Source organism: Marinobacter xiaoshiensis (assembly GCF_031631795.1).
In the GTDB taxonomy this organism is placed as follows: Bacteria; Pseudomonadota; Gammaproteobacteria; order Pseudomonadales; family Oleiphilaceae; genus Marinobacter; species Marinobacter xiaoshiensis.
Window position 1 is genome coordinate 387,462 of record NZ_JAVMBO010000018.1, and the last position, 20,398, is coordinate 407,859.

Here is a 20,398-nt window from a genome sequence, read left to right on the forward strand (position 1 = left end):
TGTCGTCAGATCAGGCCAATTTATCGAACTGCTTCACCGGGCAGTAACCTGGTTCACAATCCCCTGCTTCGGGCCCATACTGCCCGCCACCTCGTGATAGACTCTGCCCAATTTTTTCAAGGAAGTGTAGCTTATGAACAAGACCGAAGCCCACGGCTTTAAAGACTGGGCCTCAGTCATCAGCGGTGCAATCTTTGCCCTGCTGGTTTCTGCAATGGCGACCACTACTGTTAGCGCGGCGCTACCGGGAGAAGACAGCGACGTATGGAGCTTGCGCAAGGAATCCGGCGACATCCACATCTACACCATGCGCCAGAGCGATTCCAGCTTTCAGGCATTCAAAGCCGAAGCCCTGATTGATGCCCCGATCGAATCCATTATGGCCGTGATGCAGAACCCCGCATCCTGCATGGAGTGGTTGCTTAACTGCACGGAATCCTATGCTGTGGGCAAAGGTAACTTTCATGAGCGTTACGTCTACTCAGTAAACGACCTGCCTTGGCCGGTAACCGATCGTGACTATGTCCTTAGCGTTCACACACAGGGGAGCAAAGCTTCTGGTGAGATCGTTATGCAAATGAGCGCTGTGCCAGAGATGCGTGCAGAGGTTAGTAATCGCGTAAGGGTTGATCTATCCAACACCCGGTACCGGTTGATTCCCGAGAACGGTAAAACCCGAATGATCTGGCTGCAACATACTGATCCAAAGGGCGCCCTGCCTGGTTGGCTGGTTAACACCCTCCTCGTTGATATACCGGTAAGTTCCCTGGAAGAGCTAGAGCGGGTAGCAAGCAAAGAGCGCTATCAGGGCTTTAGCCTGATCTATGACGAAAGCGGCCAACTGGTTGATGTAAGGCAAACCAGCGGCAACTGAAAAGGTGACGGGCTGGGCGCGAAACGCTAAGCTCTGGTGAAAGGACTTCACAAAGCAGAGATCACTCAATGACAGTGCTCGCACACGAAATAATGACGCCTAGCATCAAGGCAGTGCCACAATCCTGGACAATGGATCGCCTGGCCAGATTCCTGACCGACAATGAAATCACGGGCAGCCCTGTTACGGATGAATCCGGTGAAATTATTGGCATCGCCACCTTAAAGGACATTGCGGAGTTTCGCTGGAACGCCAAGCGGTCTGAGTCCAGTGATAAACTCACCGCTGAAGAACATCAGGAAGCCCGCCGCCTGCGCATGGTGCTTTTTGAGGAGATGGGCAAAGTGCCGGTAGAAGTGCGGGATATCATGACCCCCATTGTATTATCGGTTGATGAAACAACACCGGTGCGCGACATAGCCAATATCATGATGAAAGAGCATCTACACCGGATTTTTGTCACCAAAGACGCCAGGATAACCGGCATCGTAACCACTTATGATATGCTGAAAATCGTCTCGAATGAGGAGCTTACGCAACGCTGTGCCAGTAACAGCTGAACCACCACAGAGGTAGCGCCCCCTATGCCCAGAACACCGGAAAGTGCACCGCAAGCCCGAAGAACCATGTACGTCCTCGACACCAACGTCCTGATCCACGATCCCAACGCCCTCCTCAATTTTGAAGAACACGATGTCATCATCCCGATGACCGTTCTTGAAGAACTCGACGGCCTTAAATCCGGCAAACAAAGTGTCGCTGCCGACTGTCGCCAGGCAATCCGCACCATTGACCGCCTGCTTGGGGATGCCAGCCCGAAAGAGATAGAAAAAGGTGTGCCCATTGTAAGAGCCAAAATGGCTAAACCCTTGGGCACCCTCTCCATACTGATGAGCACCGAGCATGCCAGTGGCCACTCATTACCCGAGCACCTGAACGACAACAAGATTATCAACACCCTTGCCGCGCTTCAGCAACGGCACAAGTCCCGGGATATCATTCTCGTCAGCAAAGACATCAACATGCGGTTGAAGGCCCGTGGCTTTGGTGTTGAAGCCCAGGACTACCAGAATGACCAGTTGGTTGATGACATCGACCTGCTCCCAAAGGGCTACATGGAGTTTCCGAACTCATTCTGGGACACCATTGCCAAAGTAGAAACATTGCAGCGAGACGGGCTAACCGAACACATCCTCAAGCGGGAAGGTGAGCTGGCCAAGCTGAACATCAACGAGTTCGTTCTTGATGAGCAGGGGTTTATAGGCCGGGTGGTCAACATTACCGACACCCAGGTGGTGATCCGGGATCTGCACCAGCACGACTTGATGAACGAAGAAGTCTGGGGCCTGGTGCCGCGGGATATTTATCAGGCCATGGCGCTGCACCTGCTGCTCGATCCTGATATCCACCTGGTGAACCTCACCGGTTCAGCCGGCTCCGGTAAAACCATTCTTGCGCTGGCCGCCTGCATCGAAATGACGGTGGCCAGCAAGCTTTATAAACGGATTATTGCCACCCGCTCAACACAAGGCCTGGATGAAGACATTGGCTTCCTGCCCGGTACCGAAGCGGAAAAAATGGAGCCCTGGCTGGGCGCCATTGTGGACAACCTGGAAGCGCTGCACGAAGACGATGAGAACATGACCGCCAGTGTGGACTACATTCTCAGCAAGGTTCCTCTGCACTTCAAATCCATGAACTACATTCGTGGCCGCAGTTTCCAGCACAGCCTGATCATTATTGATGAGTCCCAGAACCTGACTCCGCATCAGATCAAGACCATCATTACCCGTGCAGGTAATGGCTCCAAAGTGATCTGCCTGGGCAACCTGGCACAGATTGACACACCATACCTGAGCGCTTTGAGCTCCGGCCTGACCTACATGACCGAACGCTTCAAAACCTTCAGCCACGGTGGGCACATTCACTTGCAAGGAGTGCCACGCTCACTGCTGGCAGAATTTGCAGAAGCCAACCTGTAAGCGCCTCCCTACCTACACCTTTAGTCCAAGATCTGTGCCGGAATGGCCTCGTTTCGGCACAGATTAGATACACTGCCCCTCACGCCATCCAGGATGTACTCAAACTGCATCCATCCGCGATGGTCTATACTTCGAAACACACCGCTACTCAAACAAATTAGGCAGGTAGGCATCGATGAGCTCTATTATATTGATGGTACTCGGGCTTGGGGGCATGGCACTGGGATTTTTCGTTTACTCGAAATTTCTCGCACACGTTGTTTTCAAACTGAGCGACAGCTTTAAAACCCCGGCTGAAGAATTTGAAGACGGCATCGACTTTGTCCCCACCAATAAATTTGTTCTCTGGGGCCACCACTTCACATCCGTAGCAGGCGCTGCACCCATTGTTGGGCCAGCAATTGCCGTTATCTGGGGCTGGCTGCCCGCCTTTTTGTGGGTCACCCTGGGCACCATCTTCTTCGCAGGCGTTCACGATTTTGGCGCCATCTGGGCCAGTGTACGAAACAAGGCCAAGTCAGTAGGCACCCTCACTGGCGAAGTGGTTGGCGGCCGTGCCAGGGCCATCTTCTCCATTGTGATTTTCCTGGTTCTGCTGATGGTGAACGCGGTATTTGGCGTTGTTATCGCCAAACTGCTGATCAACAACCCTGGCGCAGTCGTTCCTGTTTGGGGCGCCATAGCCGTGGCTCTGGTGATTGGCCAGGCCATCTACCGGGCAAAAATGAGCCTGGCACTGGTTTCAATTGTTGGCGTGATTGCGCTGTATTTCCTGATTTACATTGGCCCTTCCATGCCGGTGTCACTCCCCGAATCCGTTGCCGGGCTGTCACCCAGTGCAGCCTGGATCATTATCCTGTTTGTGTATGCAGCCATCGCATCGCTGTTGCCTGTGTGGGTACTGCTCCAGCCCCGGGATTACATTAACGGCCTGCAGTTGTTCGTAGGGCTGGCTGCACTCTACGCCGCCGTACTGATCGCAAACCCCACTGTGGTCGCGCCCATGATCAACGTTGATGTACCGGCAGGCACACCCTCAATGATTCCGCTACTGTTCGTAACCATTGCCTGTGGTGCTATTTCCGGCTTTCACGGCCTGGTTGCCTCCGGCACCACATCCAAACAACTGGCCAAGGAATCCGACGCCCGTTTTGTGGGCTACTTTGGTGCAACCGGTGAAGGCGCACTGGCGTTGGCCGCCATTATTGCCGCCACAGCCGGCTTTGCTTCCCTCGCGGACTGGCAGGCCATGTATCACTCCTTTGGCCAAGGCGGCGTGCTGGCATTTGTAAACGGCGGTGCAACCATCCTGAGCGCCGGTACCGGCCTCGACATGGCTGTTGCTGCCACCATGCTGACCGTTATGGCTGCCCTCTTTGCAGGCACCACCATGGATACCGGCCTGCGCTTGCAGCGCTATATTTTCCAGGAGTGGGGTGAGATCTATAACATCAAGTGGATGGCCAAGCCATTACCGGCCACACTGCTGTCTGTGGGTACTTGCCTGGCTTTGGCTTTCGGCGCTGGTGGCGCGGATGGCTCCGGCGGACTACTCATATGGCCGCTATTTGGCACCACCAACCAGCTTCTGGCAGGCCTGACCCTTCTGGTTGTCACCGTTATGCTGGTGCGCAAAGGTTCGCCCACGTTCTACACCCTGGCACCATTGGTGTTTGTACTCGCCATGTCGCTCTTTGCCTTGCTGATTCAGCTCAAAGGCTTCTACGACAAGGCAGACTGGTTCCTGTTCACCATGGACCTGGTGGTTCTTGTGGCTGCCATTTTTGTCACCCTGGAGTGCATTGCCGCCCTGAAGCGGGCCAAGGCAGAAATGCGCCTGTCATCGGCAGGCGACTGAGCACTGCGTGAATAGCTGGCCAGGCCTGGCCTGGCCAGTTTCATATCCCGGGAGTCGTTGATGAAAAAGACACTGTCCCGTTTGAAATACCTTTACCAAAAAGCCAGTCAAGCTGGCGCCGAGTACTACAACGCACCCTACAGAGCGGCCATTGCCCGCGCCCGGCGGGACGAAGACGACCTCTTCATGCTACTGGTGTTCAGTGAAATGATGGGCATCCCCAATCCCGCAGGCTGGTACTGCATGGAGCTGCAACCACTCATGCTCGAGCGGTTCCACGACTGGCATACCCGTATGGGCATGGAGCGCTCACCGCTCGACAACTTCCGCTGCTGTTGAGGAAATAATGCCGCAAGCTCACAACCTGAATATTCTGGAACTTATTACCAGCCGCAAACTTATCATGGTGGGTGGCAAAGGCGGGGTAGGCAAAACCACCACGGCCTCCGCTATTGCAGTTGCTGCGGCTAATCAGGGGCGTCGGGTATTATTGATCTCCACAGACCCGGCCCACAGCCTTGCAGATGCTTTTGACCGGGCCATTGGAGGCCAGGTAACGCGCATGGCGCCCAACCTGGATGCCCTGGAGCTGGACCCGGATACAGAGGCTGAAGCTTACATCGACAGGGTTATGCAGCAGATGCGGCGGTTTGCCGGCCCGGACCAGATCAATGAACTGCAGCGACAACTGAGGCTGGGGGCACAATCCCCGGGCGCCCAGGAAGCGGCCATACTGGAGCGCATGGCCACGCTGATAGAAGACAGCGAAAACAACTACGATCTGTTGATCTTCGACACAGCCCCCACGGGCCATACCTTGCGACTGCTGACCCTGCCGGAAATCATGGCTGCCTGGACCGACGGACTACTGAAGCACAACAAACGATCTGAAAAACTGGGCAAGGCGCTGGCGCACCTCACACCAGGGCGCAGTGTCGACAACCCGCTGAAAAGCCCGGAGGAAAACCCGGTTGAAGGCATGGACCAGCGAGGCCAGGAATTAACCGAAACCTTGCTACGCCGCCAGCGGCTGTTTCAACGCACTCGCCGCCGCCTTAACGATACCAACCACACAGCATTCGTGTTCGTTATGACCCCGGAGAAGCTACCTATTCTTGAAACTGGCAGAGCCATAGAGGCACTAGCCAGTGCCAACATCCCGGTTGCCGGGGTGATCGTGAACCGCATCATGCCGGATACCGCAAACAGTCCCTTTTGGCAGGCCCGTGTTGAACGCCAAAGCCGCCATCTGCAGGAAATCGACGATTTGCTGAAGAATCTGCCACAGAAGCGCCTGCCATTAATGGAAGACGATGTTAGTGGGCTTGAGGCGCTCACTCGCTTTGCCAGTCTTATGACCCCGGTTGTCGGCTCCTCATTACTTACACCCGGTAACGACTGACCTGTTCAGACATATCAGTGGCCAGAGCCTTTAGCCGCTGAGCAGCCATGCCTGCCCGATGCGTCCCCTGAGCGGTCTGCTCTGAGATTGCAACAATCTCATGAACATTCTGGTTAATGGTCTCGGAAACACTGGTCTGTTCTTCAGCGGCGCTGGCAATTTGGGTGTTCATATCATTAATAGTACTGACTGCCTGATTAATCTTTTGCAGAGCACCATTCACCTTACGCGTCTCTGCAACCGTGGCCTCGCTTCGCTCACTGATCGAGCCGATCAGCTTCACTGCGTTGCCTGCACCGGATTGCAGCCGTTCAATGGTTTCCTGGATTTCCTGCGTACTCTTTTGAGTCCTGCTCGCTAGCGTCCGCACTTCATCTGCCACAACCGCGAATCCTCGACCCGCTTCCCCGGCCCGGGCAGCCTCGATAGCCGCATTCAGGGCAAGCAGGTTAGTCTGATCAGCGATCTCCCGGATCACCTCCAGAACCGAGTCGATCTGGCGGGAGTCTGAGCCGAGCTTCTCAATAACACTCACGCCCTGTTCAACCTGTTCAGACAAGCCGCCGATCACCTCAATGGTCTCATGCACCAAACCCTGCGCATCAGATACCTGAACATTGGCGCGATCTGCTGCATCAGAGGCCTCACTGGCATTATTCGCCACTTCCTGAGCTGCCGCGGTCATCTCATTCATGGCCGTTGCCACTTGGTCACTCTCGGATTTTTGGCGCTCCACACCTTGCTCAGCCTCATCCATTATTTCGCTCAACTCTGTAGAGGCCTCATTCAGGGTGCGGGTAGAAGTGAGAACCTGCTCAACCAAACCATGCACCTGGTCTGCAAAGCTATTGAATGCCGTCGCCAACTGCCCCAACTCATCCTTGCTGCCTGCATCCAATCTGCGGGTCAGATCTCCATCACCGCTGGCGATGTCGTTCATTGCAGATACTGCAGTTTTCAGCGGCCGGATAATACTGCGCACAACAATCAATGCCAGCAAAACGATAACCGCCAGCGCAATCACGGAGGTTGTTATTGAGCCGACAACCGCGTTGCTCAATGCATTACCAACATTGCTGTCCATTGCAGCCACCTGCGCCTCCAGACCATCTATCCAAAACCCCGTGCCAATCATGATATTCCACTCAGGTATCATTTCGGCGTAACCCAGTTTTGGGGCTACCTGCCCGGTGCTCTCGTTTTCCCACTCGTAGGGGACATAGCCTCCTCCGTTACGAGCCACCTGAACGAGCTCACGAATCAGAAATTTTCCGGTGGGGTCTTTAAAGCCCCATAGGTTCTTGCCTTCCAGGGCTGGCTTTACGCCATGCATGACACTTACACCGCTGGTGTCGTAGGCAAACATGTAGCCCGGGCTGCCGGAGTCATCAAACCTGAGCTGGCGCAGAATATTCCAGGCTTGCTCCTTAATTTCAGGGTCATTGGCAGAGCCAGGCTGCTTATAAAGGTGAGCTATCGAGGTGCGGGCAAGCTCAATATAGTTCTTAAGCTCTTGGCGCTTGCTTGCCTCCATATCCGCGGAAAAGCCCGCAACCGCTTCATCGCCTATGCCTTGGGCCTGTTTAAGATTGTAAGTCGTCAGGAATGCTGTGAGCACAATCACTGGTACAAGCGCCAATAAAAGCACCCGTGTCTGAATGGTCAGATTTTTCATAACTAATAAGTCTTGTGTCTGCTGGGAGGAATGGGCGGAAGACTCAACCCGTTATTAAAGGTGGCAGAATGCTACAGAATAACCATCAAAATTATCATTGAGGGTACTGCGTAGTTTGTATCCCCCATGTAAATATTCGTGCGCCTGCGTATCAGCCGCCGGGCTCAATCTTTAAACTGCGCCTTGTCCAGACCGTGCTTCTTCATTTTGTCGTAGAGGGTTTTGCGGGCTACTCCCAACTGCACCATGGTGTCTTTAATGCTCCCCTGACAAGCATTCAAGGCACTGGTCAGCACTGAATGCTCAAAGCTGTCCATCATTTCTGTCAGGGTACGTCGCCCGCTCACATCCGCCTTGGCCGCTGGTTCACTATCATCAAGTGCCGCCGGACCCAGCAGCACATACCGCTCGGCAAGGTTACGCAATTCACGGACATTTCCCGGCCAGCTGTGATGCATAAGCCGCGCAGCCTGGCTCGCATCCAGAGGAATACTCTCCCGGTCGTAACGGGCTGCGGCAATCAGAACAAAGTGATGAAACAGCATGGGAATATCTTCTTTGCGCTCCCGCAAGGGCGGAATATCCACCTTCACCACGTTCAACCGATAGTATAGGTCGGCACGAAAACTCCCTTCATCACTGAGCGCCTTCAGGTCCGCTTTGGTGGCGGCAATAATGCGCACATCCACCTCCTGCACCTGATTGCTGCCCAAGCGCTCCACCTTCTGTTCTTCAAGTACACGCAGCAGCTTGATCTGCAGTGGCATGGGCATACTTTCCACTTCATCCAGAAACAGAGTGCCCCGATGTGCGTGTTCGATCTTACCTATGCGGCGTTTGTCTGCGCCGGTAAAGGCGCCTGCCTCGTGCCCGAACAACTCGCTTTCAATGAGGTTTTCCGGCACGGCTCCGCAGTTGATCGCGACAAAGTTATGAGCGCCCCGCGGGCTGTTCTCGTGAATATAGCGAGCCAGGGCATCCTTACCGGAACCTGTCTCGCCAAACAGCAGGGTGTTGGCAGAAATATCGAGAATCGGCGTGATGGTATCCATCACTTTTTGCATGCTTGGCGTGTCACCAAGGATTCTGGGGCCTGGCCGGGCCAGATGGCGCAACTGGGCCTTGAGCCGACGGTTTTCCAGCGCAAGATTGCGTTTCTCCAGAGCGTGCCGAAGAAGCTCAATCAGTTCATCGTGATTGAAGGGCTTTTCTATAAAATCGTAGGCACCTTGCTGCATGGCGGAAACTGCCGTGCTGATGTCACCCTGACCGGTCAGAATAATCACCGGAATGGCTTTATCCAGTGCCTGGACGGCGCTTAGCATCTCCAGCCCATCCATTCCCGGCATGTTGTAATCGCACAACACTACACCACTGTAATCCGGCGTAACGGCCTCAAGCCCTGCCTCGGCGCTTTCAAAACATTGTACAGGCAAGTCTTCCAGAGTCAGCGTTTGGGCAATTGATTTCCGTATGTGCGGATCATCATCAACAAAAATTACCGAGGGTTCTGTCATTCCGTTGCCTCCCGTTTTTGCAGTGTAAATTCAAACTCCGCTCCCAGCGCGTCGCTACGATTGCGCCCCGTAAGCCGGCCACCCAAAGCATCCGCAATTTGCCTTGATATTGACAATCCCAGCCCAAGCCCCTGTTTAACAGACTTGGTAGTAAAGAAGGGTTCAAAAATCTGTTCGGTATTTGCTGGCAGCCCGGTTCCGTTATCCCGCACAAGGCAGCGCCAGCACTCTCCCTGCTCCTCAACATCAATTGTAATAACTGGCTGCTCCTGGCTTTCAACAGCCTGAACCGCATTGGCGAGCAAGTTAACCATAACCTGCTCAATCCGGATCAGGTCGCCGTGACATAGCACAGGCTGCTCAGGGCGGTTCCACCGGATATCAATACCCACACTGCTTTTCTGCGCCACGATAATCTTCAGAGAGGCATCCACGGACAAGCGAAAATCCACAATGGTTGGTGGCCCTTCAGATTTGCGGGCAAATACCTTGAACTGGCGGGTCAACTCGGCCATTTTGTCGCACAGAAGCACAATTTCACTAAGGTTCTCATCCACCATATCGGCGGCACCTTTTTCCAGAAACCGTCGGCTGTTTCTGGCGTAAGTCTGGATTGCAGTAAGTGGCTGGCTCATTTCGTGATTAAGCCCAGCCGACATCTGGCCCAACACCGCCAGCTTGGCGGCCTGAATCAGCTCCTGCTGGGTTTCCCGTAATTCACTCTGGGTGCGCTCACGCTCTCGAATTTCGTCCATGAGTTTGCGATTGGATTGCTCCAGGTCGGCCGTTCGCTCGGCAACGCTAAGCTCCAACTGCTCCCCTCTCAGCGCCAATTCCGCCTCACGACGATAGCGCTCACGTAAATACAGCCATGCCAGCAGAACACCAAAATAGATAGCTATGCCACCCAGCACGAACCCGAGACGGGTCCATACTACCGAACGCGTACTGACCATTACCCGCAACGTCCAGTCCAGCCTCGGCAGCGGTGTTGTAACGCTCAGGTATTCATGGGCACGGCCATCTTCCCGAATGCGCAAGGTCTCGGATGCCCCGGACAAGCCGAAAGGCTTACCCAGATACTGCAGAGATACAGGCCTGAGATCCCGATCCGGGTAGCGTTGGCGAGATGCCTCACCAGGTGCTTGTTCAGCGCTGCCAGTAAAGTCGCGATACAACCACTCCGGCTTACTGGCCAGGAAACTGACACCGGCTTCATCCAGCACCACCATTTCGGCCTCACGCACAGAAGCCGGCCTGTGCCATTGGGATTCCAGCTCATGTACCAAAACTTTCACGACCACCACACCCAGTAACTGGCCTTGCTCAGCACGCACCGGATGAGAAAAATACAGCCCCCGAACCCGAGAGGTGGAACCCAGTGCGAAATAGATGGCAGACCTGCCGGATGTTATAGCTTCATAGAAATAGGGGCGAAAACTGAAATTGCGACCAACAAAACTGCCGGCCTGCTGGTAGTTATTGGCAGCAATTGTCAGCCCGGTTGTGTCCATCAAGTACACATCCGAGCTGCCAACGATGGTCGCCATACGCTGCATTTCTTCATTGGCCTGATGAACAACGGCAGGATTGCCTGGTGCGCTCAGGGCTGCCGCAAGCAAAGGATGCTCGGCCATCAACTCCGGAATAGGCAGGTAGCGGTTAAGCTCATTACCCACAAGTTGACGGTAGCGGAACGACTCTTCCAGGCTATCCCGCTCAACCTGCTGGTAACCAGCCCAACCGCCCAACATCCAGGACACAGCAAGGGTGATCACAAATACAACAAATGCGCCTATCCGGTAGGACATATTCCGGCTCCCGCCACACCGTTAGAGGACGCCAGAGTATCGCCCGGTCCCCTGAGGAACAAGGGCCGGGCGATGAGTCAAACTCAGGCAGCAGCGAGACGACCTTTGCGCTGGCGCTGCATCAAAAACGCCGCCGCCGCAAGGGCAACGCCCACCAGATCGGACACCAATCCCCCTTCAATCATCATCAGGGCGGCACCGATCAGCAATATACGGACGATCCAGGATGCAGTGACATTGCCGAACCAGCCCAGCACACCTCCAGAAAGCAGATACACACCAAAGAGTGCTGTAACCAGTGCCCGTGCAATATCGAACCAGCCTGCCTCCATCAACAGCGCGCCGTTGTAGAAGAACATGAAGGGCACGATAAATGCTGCAATACCAATTCTGAAAGAAGCCACAGAGGTTTCCATTGCATTGGCACCAGAGATACCTGCCGCCGCATAAGACGCCAATGCAACCGGCGGAGTAATGGCCGAAACCACCGCAAAGTAGAACACGAAGAAGTGCGCCGTCAGCGGCTCAATACCCAGCTGTACAAGGCCTGGCGCAACCACTGAGGCAGCGACTGCATAAGCCGCTGTTGTAGGCATTCCCATGCCCAGAAGAATGGAAATAAACATGGCAAAAATCAGCGCCAGCAACTGGCTTGCCTCCGCCACATCGAGCAGCAATACCGAAAAGCGTGCACCGACACCGGTCAGGGAAATAACACCCACAATAACGCCCGCTGCGGCACACACCACAATGATCTGTATGGCCATGTAGGAAGCGGTTTCCAGTGCGTGCAATATCTGCCGAATGCCCATTTTGTTAGGCGAGAACCAACTGACTACGGCCGCAGAAACCATCGCCAGAGTACCGGCACGAATGACCGAGTAGCCCATAAACAGGGCCACTATGAGAATAATAATGGGCAAGAACAGGTAGCACTGCTTAACCATAGTGCGCAGCTTTGGCAGCTCATCTTCCCGCATACCACGCATACCGGTTTTAGCGGCTTCAAAATCCACCATAAAGTACACAGAGGCGAAGTAGAGTATTGCGGGAATAATGGCGGCAATGGCGATTTCGGTATAAGGGATACCGGTAATCTCGGCCATGATGAAGGCACCTGCGCCCATAATCGGTGGCATGATCTGGCCACCGGTAGATGCAGCGGCTTCCACAGCGCCTGCCGATTTTTTGCTGTAACCCACCTTCTTCATCAACGGAATCGTCAGTGATCCTGTGGATACCACGTTACCTGCACTGGTACCGTTGATCATACCCATAAGGCCAGAGGCAAAAATAGACACCTTGGCAGGACCACCCCGCGAGCGCCCGGCGGCTGCAAACGCAAAGTTTACAAAGTAATCACCCACTTTGGACGACTGCAAAAACGCGGCAAAAATAATGAACAGAATAATGTAGGTAGACGACACAGCGGTGGTGGGCCCAAGAATACCGGCATCGGTATATACCTGGCTAAAGAAACGCTGAACAGACAGCCCTGGATAGCCCAAAAAGCCCGGCAGGTATGGCCCGGCAAACACATATACAAGAAACACCAGCCCGATAATCACCAGGGCCAGGCCGGCAACCCGGCGAGTCAGCTCCATAATCAACGCCGTGCCTGCCACAGCGGCAAAGGATATCCCCACCGGAGCAAAGGAGGTGCCCGTAGACATGCGCATGGAGCTGTTATAAGCCACAAGAAAGTATGCTGCGACAGCAATTGAACACACACACAGCACCAGATCCGGCAAACTAAAGCGCGAACGTTCACGCTGATGGAACCAACTCAGCACAATACCTACGCCCGTTACCGCCAATAAAGGCCAGCCAAAATGCCAGGTTTCCAGGTCAACGGGAATTCGCATGGCGCCGTTCTGAACCATCTGCCAGAACGAATAAGTCTGGTATAGCACGTAAAATGCAGGGACTAGCGCTACCGCGCTGATCCACGTTGTCCAACGGTGGCGCGCAGAGCCCTCTTCGGCTGAAACAAAACGGGCACCGGCGAACAAAACAAACCCGATAACAAGCGCACCGGCAATATGCACAATCCGGAACGACCAGGTTTCCAAAGGCGCAATATTCAGCGAATAGAGATGGAAAGAGGAATAGGCAATCGCGAGCAATGTCACAAACTTCAGCATGCCGCCTTCAAACAGCCTGCGATTTGCCTCTACAGGCTCCTTGTCCACATCATGGGCAAGCACGTGGTCTTCGCCCACCTCTATGTCAGAAAAGTCTTTGGGGTGTCGTTCAAGTGTCATCGGGTGTCCTGCCTGAAGGCAAATCGGAGCCGGCAATCTGCCGGCTATTATTCAGGGGCCTTGCGGCCCCCTTTCATTCAGCCATTCAAAACAACAGCGTTATTTGATCTCGCTGGCTTCGATGGTGTAACCGTTCTCGTTGAACCAACGAGCTGCACCGGAATGCCAAGGCAATACGTTGTTCTTGTTGTAGTTCTCGGGAATCGAATTACGAGCTGCCTTGTGGATAGAAACCATCCGCTCGTTCTGCTCCATGGTCAGCTTGGTAATTTCATACACAAAGCTTTCCGGAACATCGCAATTCACCATGGCAAAGTTCCACATGGAAACCACACGCGAGGGCTCATTCAGAGACTGATAAGTGCTTGCCGGAATAATGAATTCAGATACCGGGAAGTTGTCCGTCACCTTCTTGGCTTCTGCATCGGTCATTCCAATAATGTTTACATTGGTTTGAACCTCCAACTGACTAACAGCCGGAATAGGAATACCTGCAGCAAAGGCAACAACATCAATCAGACCATCCTGAAGCTGGCCACCAAGATCCGACCAACTGCCATTACGGCGTTTGAAGTTCACCCCCAGGGTTTCCATCATGCGCGGGAAATAAGTATCGGAGGTTGAGCCAGCGGGGCCGAAACCGATGGTGGCACCGTCGGGGATATCAGAAATAGACTTGATTCCGGAACTGCTCAGCGCCGTTACCGAAAAAGGCGTCTCGTACATGGGGAACATGGCGCATACGTTGTCCATCTTCATGCCGGGCGCCAGCGGGCTGTTGCCATCCATGGATTCACGAGCCGGGCCCATCGTAGTAAGGCCGAACTTGAGATCACCAGTGTGCACCAGAGCCATGTTCTGCATAGGCCCGCCAGTGATTTCGGCGCCACCGGAAACGCCCAGACTTTCTGCAACAAAGTTAGCCCAGCCAGAACCATAGGCGAAATAGGTGCCGCCCTGACTGGCCGTACCCACAGTAAAGTTATCCGGCCAACCGGCCCGATCCTGGGCAACAACGGGACTGGCAACAACAAGAGTAGAGGCGAATGCCGCCGCGATAATGGCTTGGTTCTTCATAGAGACTGTTCCCTGATTCGTTTTGTTTGTTGGGTGCTCGACGGAGCCCGGTAGGGCTGCGATAACTTATTGAAGATAGCAAATAGTGGGCCATTTAAAAGAAACACATACAAAACAGACGCCCGCAAAACTACTGCACTTAAGCGCCTTGAAAACTGGGTACCATTCCACCCATCCCTGAGCCACATTGGGTGAACTCCCACCACATTCATCAAGAAGGGCGGAATGAAAAATCAGTCTTTGGCGTACCGTTCGACTCTGGATTCATTTATGCTTCTCAAAGAACTTGAAGCCACGTCTTCGCGTGTTTTTCGGCTGCGCTTACGCAGCAGGGAAAGTATTTAGAACACAGCGCTACGCGGAGCTAGCATGTTTGTTTCATCGGAGAGAACAGACCTTACCAGCAGGATGACAGGGCAAAGGCAGTTCCTCCGGAATGCGCTATTTTTTGTACTGTCGTTTTGGCTTCTGAATCAGGTAGTCTATCTCTTTGAGGTAGCCGAAGGTGTTAGCATCTTTTACCCGCCCTCCGGGTTTGCAATGCTTTTGATTTATCTTTTTGGAGCCAAGTACCTGCCCGTATTCTTTTTTGCCATACTCGTTGGCGGCCTGCCACAGCGTGATGTTTTCAACTACAACCTCGAAATGCTGATCCCTGACGTGAGAATGTTTTTCATTTACGGCACAGCGGGGTTGATTCTGGCAAAGCTGAATCCCGAAAAGAAAAAACTGAGCGCTACCTTTTACTACACCCTAATGTTAATAATCATCGCAACGGCACTTCTAGCGTCTGCGGTTTTTGTCATGGTCGCAATTGACACAGACAGCACCTTGAGTACACGCTGGCGGGATCAAGTCCCTTTGTTTTTTGTCGGCAATCTGACTGGCGCCTTGACCGCACTTCCGATTTTCACCTTCTACCTATACGTTAAATCCAACGGCTGGAAGCGCTTAAAACTGACCATTACCGATGTGATTCTGAAGCCTGACAAACTAACTGCGTTTCTTATCATTATCTCGCTTTCTTTCTTCGTAGTGTTTCTGGGCAAGTACAGTGAAAACTACTCAAGCTACTATTACCTGATCCTGGTCCCCATCATCTGGACCTCCGTAAAGTGGGGGCTAGGTATTGGGTTGATGTATGCGTTTATCGGCAACCTGTTCACGCTTTCCTTTTATGTTTTATTTGGCTACTCCTATTACGGGATGCTGGAAGTTCAGTTGATCTTCGCCATGTCGATCATCGCTACAGTGCTCATTGGGTTGGTGCATGAGCAAAAAGATATCTTCTATGAAGAGTCCATTTATGACGAGCTGACAGGGCTCGCCAATATGAGGCTGTTCAAAAAGCTAAGCTCCTCCATGATCGCCAATGCCAGGAGAAATGGAGAGACCGTCGCACTGCTGTTTGTCGACATTGACGGATTCAAAGCACTTAACGACACTTTCGGCCACAAGGCCGGCGATCAAGCGCTTGAAAAGATAGGCGAACTGCTGAAAAGCAGCCTTCGAGATGCAGACGTTGTTGCCCGCTTTGGTGGTGACGAGTTCATCATTCAGTTAAATGGCGGGATATCCGAAAAAGACGCCGGGGCCGTTGCCTCAAGCATCCTCCACAACCTGTCCGAACCGTTCCAATTTGATAATGGCACTGCCACCATCGGTGCGAGCATTGGTATCTCGGTTTTCCCCAAAGATGGAACAGACGTGGACACTTTGATCAGCAAGGCAGACAAAGCAATGTATGCTGCCAAAAAAAGCGGAAAAAACTGCTTCCGATTATACAACCAGCGGCCGCTTCGGTATGCCAGGACCTCATCATGATGACAATTTCACAGCTCACGGAGCTGCTCGGCTGGGCCTCGATCCTGAATCTGGGCATGCTGATTTTTGCCGGCATCTTGCTTATTGTCATGAAGCCGTTCATCACTTCAATCCACAGCAGGATGTTTGGCATTCCAGAAAGCGAGTTGGCAACCAGCTATTTCAACTATCTGGCAAACTACAAAATTTTTTCCTTTGTGTTCATTATTGCGCCCTATCTGGCGCTCAAGATTATGGGCCATTAAACTGCTCGACTACTGCATCAGTGCGCGACCAAAAACGGCCGTTGCAACTCCGTGAACACAACCAGGGTAGCCCATGGGTAAAAACAGGTTAGAAGCCTTCAGCGATGGCGTTCTCGCCATCATCATTACCATTATGGTGCTTGAACTGAAGATTCCGACGGGTTCCGGAATGGATGTTCTTGTTCCCGTGCTGCCCAGTTTTCTCAGTTACGTTCTCAGCTTTATCTATGTAGGTATTTACTGGAATAACCATCACCACTTGATCCACGCCGCGGGCCATGTTTCGGGCAGCGTGCTCTGGTCTAACCTGAACCTGCTCTTCTGGCTTTCACTGTTTCCTTTCACTACGGCCTGGATGGGCAATAATCACTTTGAGCCATTACCGACAGCCGTCTATGGCTTTGTATTGTTTATGGCCGCTATTGCTTACAACATACTGCAGCGCTGCATTATGGCGACAGATGGCTGCAGTTCGGTTCTGCATGAGGCGATAGGGTCTGACTGGAAAGGAAAGCTATCCATGGTTCTGTATTTGGCTGGAGTGGGCTTATCGTTCAAGTTTCATTGGGCAGCACAAGCCATCTATGTGGGTGTAGCACTGCTCTGGCTGGTGCCGGATAAAAGGATAGAGCGGGTTATGGAGGAGAGCGAATAAAGAACTTTCAAAGATCTCCCGGATTTTGTGCCGTCGCTCAAAACTGATTTAAGCGCCCCCTCCGGTAAAAACCGCCACTTGGTTGTCGAGTGTGAAACCTGCCGGGCTATGCATGTTAGTGACTCCTTAGAGATGATGTAGGTAGATCTGGCCGCCGACTCTGGTACGCTTCCATACTCATTGCTCTGTGCGTTGTTCGCATCTTTTATGGCTATTACATGACCGAGCTGCCCCCCCAGCAATACACCTCCACCGATACCATCAGCGACTCCGACCGCTGGCGTGTTCTTTTAGTGCTACTCATGGCGTTTTTTATGTCGCTGATGAGCGTGAGTGTGATCAACGTCGCCCTGGCCTCGATCCAGCAAGGGCTGGATGCCAGCCAGTCTGATATCCAGTGGGTGCTGTCCGGTTATGCACTCACCTTTGGCGTGGTGCTGGTAAGTGCGGGCCGCGCCGGGGATCTGATGGGGCGCGGCGGCTTTTTTATTCTTGGCGTTGCCATATTCACCCTCGCCTCGGTTGCCGCAGGTCTGGCACCGGATGCGGATTGGCTTAACGCGGCGCGTTTTGTTCAGGGTGTTGGTTCGGGGTTCCTGAACCCCCAGGGCATTGGCATGATCCAACAGTATTTTCGGGGCCCTGACCGCGCTCGCGCTTTTGGTTTTTTTGGCACCACAGTGGGTGTATCTGTTGCCATTGGCCCGGTTCTTGGTGGCATTCTGATTCACCTGGGTGGCCCGGAGATTGGCTGGCGCCTGACGTTCCTTATTAACGTTCCGGTAGGCTTGCTAACCATAGCGCTGGCGTTTTTGTGGTTTCCAAGGCCGTTGATACACAAGCCCAAGCTAATGGCACATAAAGGCCTGAGATCGCTGGACCCCATGGGCGCCTTGCTACTGGGTTTGGGTGTTTTGGCCGTGCTCTACCCCTTTGTTGAATCCCGCTCGAACGGGCTGATGTGGCTGCTGCTTCCCGCGGGACTTCTGCTTTTTTACCTCTGGGTACATTGGGAGCGCTGGTATACCCGGCGCGGATACAGCCCCATGGTGGATCTTAAAATCTTTGCCACCTCCAGCTACCGTAATGGCAGTGTCATAATGTTTCTGTATTTCTTGGGCATGACCAGTGTCTGGGTACTGATCCCCTTGTACGCACAGCAGGGTGTTGGCTTTTCAGCATTTGAAGCCGGCATGATCGGCATCCCCTCGGCACTGCTCTCTGCCTGGTCCTCCAACTGGGCCGGAAAGCGAGTCAACCACTACGGTCGCAAGGTTGTCATTGGCGGATTGATGTTTGCTGTTTTCGGATTGCTGTCCAGTATCGCGGTGGTGCTATTGCATCAGCATCTGGGCGTGAGTATCTGGTGGTTGCTGTTGTCGCTGGCCTTTTTTGGCCTTGGCCAGGGCTCGGTGATCAGCCCAAACCAAACGCTCACCCTTGCTGAGGTGCCGCTCGCCTATGCAGGCAGCTCCGGAGCCATCATGCAAACAGGGCAACGTATCGGCACCTCTGTAGGGATTGCGATCATTACAGCCATTGTGTTCGCCCTGCGCCCTTACAGCTCATGGCACACGGCAGTGAGCCTTGGGTTGCTGACGATCACGTTGATCACTCTGCTAGCATTAGCCATGGCTTTTAAGGACTTACGCGACCGGCGCGCGCAGAACTAGCGGTTGGCCGCAACCGCAGCAGCAGGCACTATAAAGACAGTCAAACAACTCTGAGGCATGTCGTGACACTATCCAGTGATGATGATTTTATTGTAGTGACCACCCCTGAAGCGGCAGTTGATCGCCTTGCCGCCCTGTACGAACAAGCCACAAGCGCACTGCGCTCGGCGCTGCAGCAGTACCTTGTTGACCGCCAGCTTCCGCAGGACTCCCACTGCGCCTTTCGCTATCCCGAACTGCGACTGACTTATCGAGCTCAAGGCGAGGCACCCAGCAGCATACGTGCTTACGCGCGGCTGCAAGAGCCCGGCGTTTACAGCATTACGGTGACTCAGCCAGAGGCCTTCAGGCGTTATCTGGAGAGCCAACTGAACCATATTATGAGGGACTTCACTGTTGTTCTGGAGGTGGGTTGGAGCCAGGTCAACATTCCCTACCCTTATGTTGTTGAGCAAGGCGACGAGCTGGGCTCTTCGGGCATCACTGCCCGCGAACTTTCCCAGGTATTTCCGAGTACCGATTTGTCCGCCACCAGCGATGGCACCGCCGACGGCCTGCACGACTGGCAAGCGCTTGAGCAATTGCCGTTATCCCTGTTTGATGCCGCGCGAACGGATTTTTCATTACGCCGGCTTGTGCATTACACGGGCAGCGACTGGAAGCATGTGCAGCCATGGATATTGCTGACCAACTACCATCGTTATGTTGACCAGTTTATTCGCCATGGGCTGGATATGCTGCAGGGCAACTCACGCTTTCAGAGCATGGTATTGCCCGGAAATGTGGTGATTGAACGGGGTATGCCCGCAGATGAAATGCAGGCGCTTGTGGACTCAGTGGTCTGGCACAGGTTCCAGATGCCAGCCTACCATCTGAAGGCGGCCGAGCCCGGCCAGGGTATTACCTTGGTAAACATTGGTGTGGGGCCTTCCAACGCCAAAAACATCACCGATCACCTCGCTGTAACGCGCCCGCACTGCTGGCTGATGATTGGCCATTGCGGTGGATTGCGGCAGTCGCAGGTCATTGGTGACTATGTGCTGGCCCATGCCTATATGCGCCGCGACGGTATTCTTGACCGGGTACTGCCACCGAATATTCCTCTACCTGCGTTAGCCGAAGTGCAGCAAGTGTTGCAGCAGGCCGCGGCAGAGATAACCGGTGACGAAGGTGACACCCTCCGGCGGCGACTGCGTACCGGTACGGTATTAACCTACGATGATCGTAACTGGGAACTGCGCTGGGCCCAGGAGCGCTCACAGATCAACCTGGCCCGCGCTATCGCGGTCGATATGGAGAGCGGCACCATCGCTGCGCAGGGTTATCGGTTCCGCGTACCTTACGGCACCTTGCTATGTGTCAGTGACAAACCACTGCACAGCGAGATCAAGTTACCCGGGGCAGCCGGAGCTTTCTACGAGAGTGCGGTTACCCAACATTTGCATATCGGCATCCGCGCTCTGGAACTGATGCGCAGTGAGCGTTACACACTGCACTCGCGCAAGCTGCGTAGCTTTGACGAGCCACCGTTCCGGTAAATA

The 20,398-nt window shown here is 53.8% G+C and carries 16 protein-coding genes; 11 read left to right on the top strand and 5 right to left on the bottom strand.

The annotated features are described in order from the left end of the window. Positions 1-133: 133 nt before the first annotated feature. From RKA07_RS17195 to RKA07_RS17220, 6 genes are all read left to right on the top strand, one after another. Positions 134-874, top strand: a complete 741-nt coding sequence (locus tag RKA07_RS17195; protein WP_200201945.1) for an START domain-containing protein — start codon at positions 134-136, stop codon at positions 872-874. A 68-nt stretch (positions 875-942) separates the two neighbouring features. Further along, positions 943-1,434 (top strand): CBS domain-containing protein, encoded by a 492-nt coding sequence (locus RKA07_RS17200; protein WP_310966912.1) that lies wholly within the window; start codon positions 943-945, stop codon positions 1,432-1,434. Between the two features lie 66 nt (positions 1,435-1,500). After that, the gene (locus RKA07_RS17205) at positions 1,501-2,856 is read left to right on the top strand and encodes a PhoH family protein (protein ID WP_200202115.1); all 1,356 of its coding nucleotides are present in this window, start codon (positions 1,501-1,503) and stop codon (positions 2,854-2,856) included. A gap of 175 nt (positions 2,857-3,031) precedes the next feature. Further along, a complete protein-coding gene (locus RKA07_RS17210; protein WP_310966913.1) occupies positions 3,032-4,714 on the top strand; it encodes a carbon starvation CstA family protein in 1,683 nt (560 codons plus the stop codon). Positions 4,715-4,774: 60 nt separating this feature from the next. Further along, on the top strand, positions 4,775-5,053 hold the full coding sequence (locus RKA07_RS17215; protein WP_200201948.1) for a cory-CC-star protein: 279 nt from the start codon (positions 4,775-4,777) through the stop codon (positions 5,051-5,053). Between the two features lie 7 nt (positions 5,054-5,060). After that, positions 5,061-6,116 carry an ArsA family ATPase gene (locus RKA07_RS17220; RefSeq protein WP_310966914.1) on the top strand — a complete coding sequence of 352 codons (1,056 nt, stop codon included), beginning with the start codon at positions 5,061-5,063 and terminating at the stop codon, positions 6,114-6,116. On the opposite strand, the gene RKA07_RS17225 is transcribed toward RKA07_RS17220, so the two are convergent. The 5 genes from RKA07_RS17225 to RKA07_RS17245 form a co-directional block, all read right to left on the bottom strand. Beyond that, positions 6,097-7,791, bottom strand: a complete 1,695-nt coding sequence (locus tag RKA07_RS17225; protein WP_310966915.1) for a methyl-accepting chemotaxis protein — start codon at positions 7,789-7,791, stop codon at positions 6,097-6,099. The genes RKA07_RS17220 and RKA07_RS17225 overlap by 20 nt on opposite strands. Before the next feature lie 164 nt (positions 7,792-7,955). Further along, positions 7,956-9,308, bottom strand: a complete 1,353-nt coding sequence (locus RKA07_RS17230) for a sigma-54-dependent transcriptional regulator (protein WP_200201953.1) — start codon at positions 9,306-9,308, stop codon at positions 7,956-7,958. After that, the gene (locus RKA07_RS17235; protein ID WP_310966916.1) at positions 9,305-11,119 is read right to left on the bottom strand and encodes a sensor histidine kinase; all 1,815 of its coding nucleotides are present in this window, start codon (positions 11,117-11,119) and stop codon (positions 9,305-9,307) included. Before RKA07_RS17235 ends, RKA07_RS17230 begins: the two co-directional genes overlap by 4 nt. Before the next feature lie 83 nt (positions 11,120-11,202). After that, positions 11,203-13,383, bottom strand: a complete 2,181-nt coding sequence (locus tag RKA07_RS17240; protein WP_200201960.1) for a TRAP transporter permease — start codon at positions 13,381-13,383, stop codon at positions 11,203-11,205. Between the two features lie 99 nt (positions 13,384-13,482). Then, positions 13,483-14,460, bottom strand: coding sequence for a TAXI family TRAP transporter solute-binding subunit (locus RKA07_RS17245; protein ID WP_310966917.1), 978 nt, complete (start codon positions 14,458-14,460; stop codon positions 13,483-13,485). A gap of 369 nt (positions 14,461-14,829) precedes the next feature. Here RKA07_RS17245 and RKA07_RS17250 point away from each other — a divergent pair, with 369 nt between their 5' ends. The 5 genes from RKA07_RS17250 (at position 14,830) to amn (ending at position 20,395) form a co-directional block, all read left to right on the top strand. Beyond that, positions 14,830-16,284, top strand: a complete 1,455-nt coding sequence (locus RKA07_RS17250) for a diguanylate cyclase domain-containing protein (protein ID WP_310966918.1) — start codon at positions 14,830-14,832, stop codon at positions 16,282-16,284. After that, complete coding sequence (locus RKA07_RS17255; protein WP_310966919.1) at positions 16,281-16,529, top strand: DUF6868 family protein; 249 nt, start codon at positions 16,281-16,283, stop codon at positions 16,527-16,529. Before RKA07_RS17250 ends, RKA07_RS17255 begins: the two co-directional genes overlap by 4 nt. A gap of 73 nt (positions 16,530-16,602) precedes the next feature. Beyond that, positions 16,603-17,184, top strand: coding sequence for a TMEM175 family protein (locus RKA07_RS17260; protein WP_310966920.1), 582 nt, complete (start codon positions 16,603-16,605; stop codon positions 17,182-17,184). A gap of 218 nt (positions 17,185-17,402) precedes the next feature. Next, positions 17,403-18,857, top strand: coding sequence for an MFS transporter (locus RKA07_RS17265; RefSeq protein WP_310966922.1), 1,455 nt, complete (start codon positions 17,403-17,405; stop codon positions 18,855-18,857). 62 nt (positions 18,858-18,919) lie between these two features. After that, complete coding sequence (gene amn, locus RKA07_RS17270; RefSeq protein ID WP_200370205.1) at positions 18,920-20,395, top strand: AMP nucleosidase; 1,476 nt, start codon at positions 18,920-18,922, stop codon at positions 20,393-20,395. Positions 20,396-20,398: the final 3 nt, after the last annotated feature.

Bases quoted from the DNA above. Each gene is read 5' to 3' on its own strand.
- RKA07_RS17195 (WP_200201945.1), top strand. From the start codon at position 134: ATGAACAAGACCGAAGCCCACGGCTTTAAAGACTGGGCCTCAGTCATC.
- RKA07_RS17200 (WP_310966912.1), top strand. From the start codon at position 943: ATGACAGTGCTCGCACACGAAATAATGACGCCTAGCATCAAGGCAGTG.
- RKA07_RS17205 (WP_200202115.1), top strand. From the start codon at position 1,501: ATGTACGTCCTCGACACCAACGTCCTGATCCACGATCCCAACGCCCTC.
- RKA07_RS17210 (WP_310966913.1), top strand. From the start codon at position 3,032: ATGAGCTCTATTATATTGATGGTACTCGGGCTTGGGGGCATGGCACTG.
- RKA07_RS17215 (WP_200201948.1), top strand. From the start codon at position 4,775: ATGAAAAAGACACTGTCCCGTTTGAAATACCTTTACCAAAAAGCCAGT.
- RKA07_RS17220 (WP_310966914.1), top strand. From the start codon at position 5,061: ATGCCGCAAGCTCACAACCTGAATATTCTGGAACTTATTACCAGCCGC.
- RKA07_RS17225 (WP_310966915.1), bottom strand. From the start codon at position 7,791: ATGAAAAATCTGACCATTCAGACACGGGTGCTTTTATTGGCGCTTGTA.
- RKA07_RS17230 (WP_200201953.1), bottom strand. From the start codon at position 9,308: ATGACAGAACCCTCGGTAATTTTTGTTGATGATGATCCGCACATACGG.
- RKA07_RS17235 (WP_310966916.1), bottom strand. From the start codon at position 11,119: ATGTCCTACCGGATAGGCGCATTTGTTGTATTTGTGATCACCCTTGCT.
- RKA07_RS17240 (WP_200201960.1), bottom strand. From the start codon at position 13,383: ATGACACTTGAACGACACCCCAAAGACTTTTCTGACATAGAGGTGGGC.
- RKA07_RS17245 (WP_310966917.1), bottom strand. From the start codon at position 14,460: ATGAAGAACCAAGCCATTATCGCGGCGGCATTCGCCTCTACTCTTGTT.
- RKA07_RS17250 (WP_310966918.1), top strand. From the start codon at position 14,830: ATGTTTGTTTCATCGGAGAGAACAGACCTTACCAGCAGGATGACAGGG.
- RKA07_RS17255 (WP_310966919.1), top strand. From the start codon at position 16,281: ATGATGACAATTTCACAGCTCACGGAGCTGCTCGGCTGGGCCTCGATC.
- RKA07_RS17260 (WP_310966920.1), top strand. From the start codon at position 16,603: ATGGGTAAAAACAGGTTAGAAGCCTTCAGCGATGGCGTTCTCGCCATC.
- RKA07_RS17265 (WP_310966922.1), top strand. From the start codon at position 17,403: ATGACCGAGCTGCCCCCCCAGCAATACACCTCCACCGATACCATCAGC.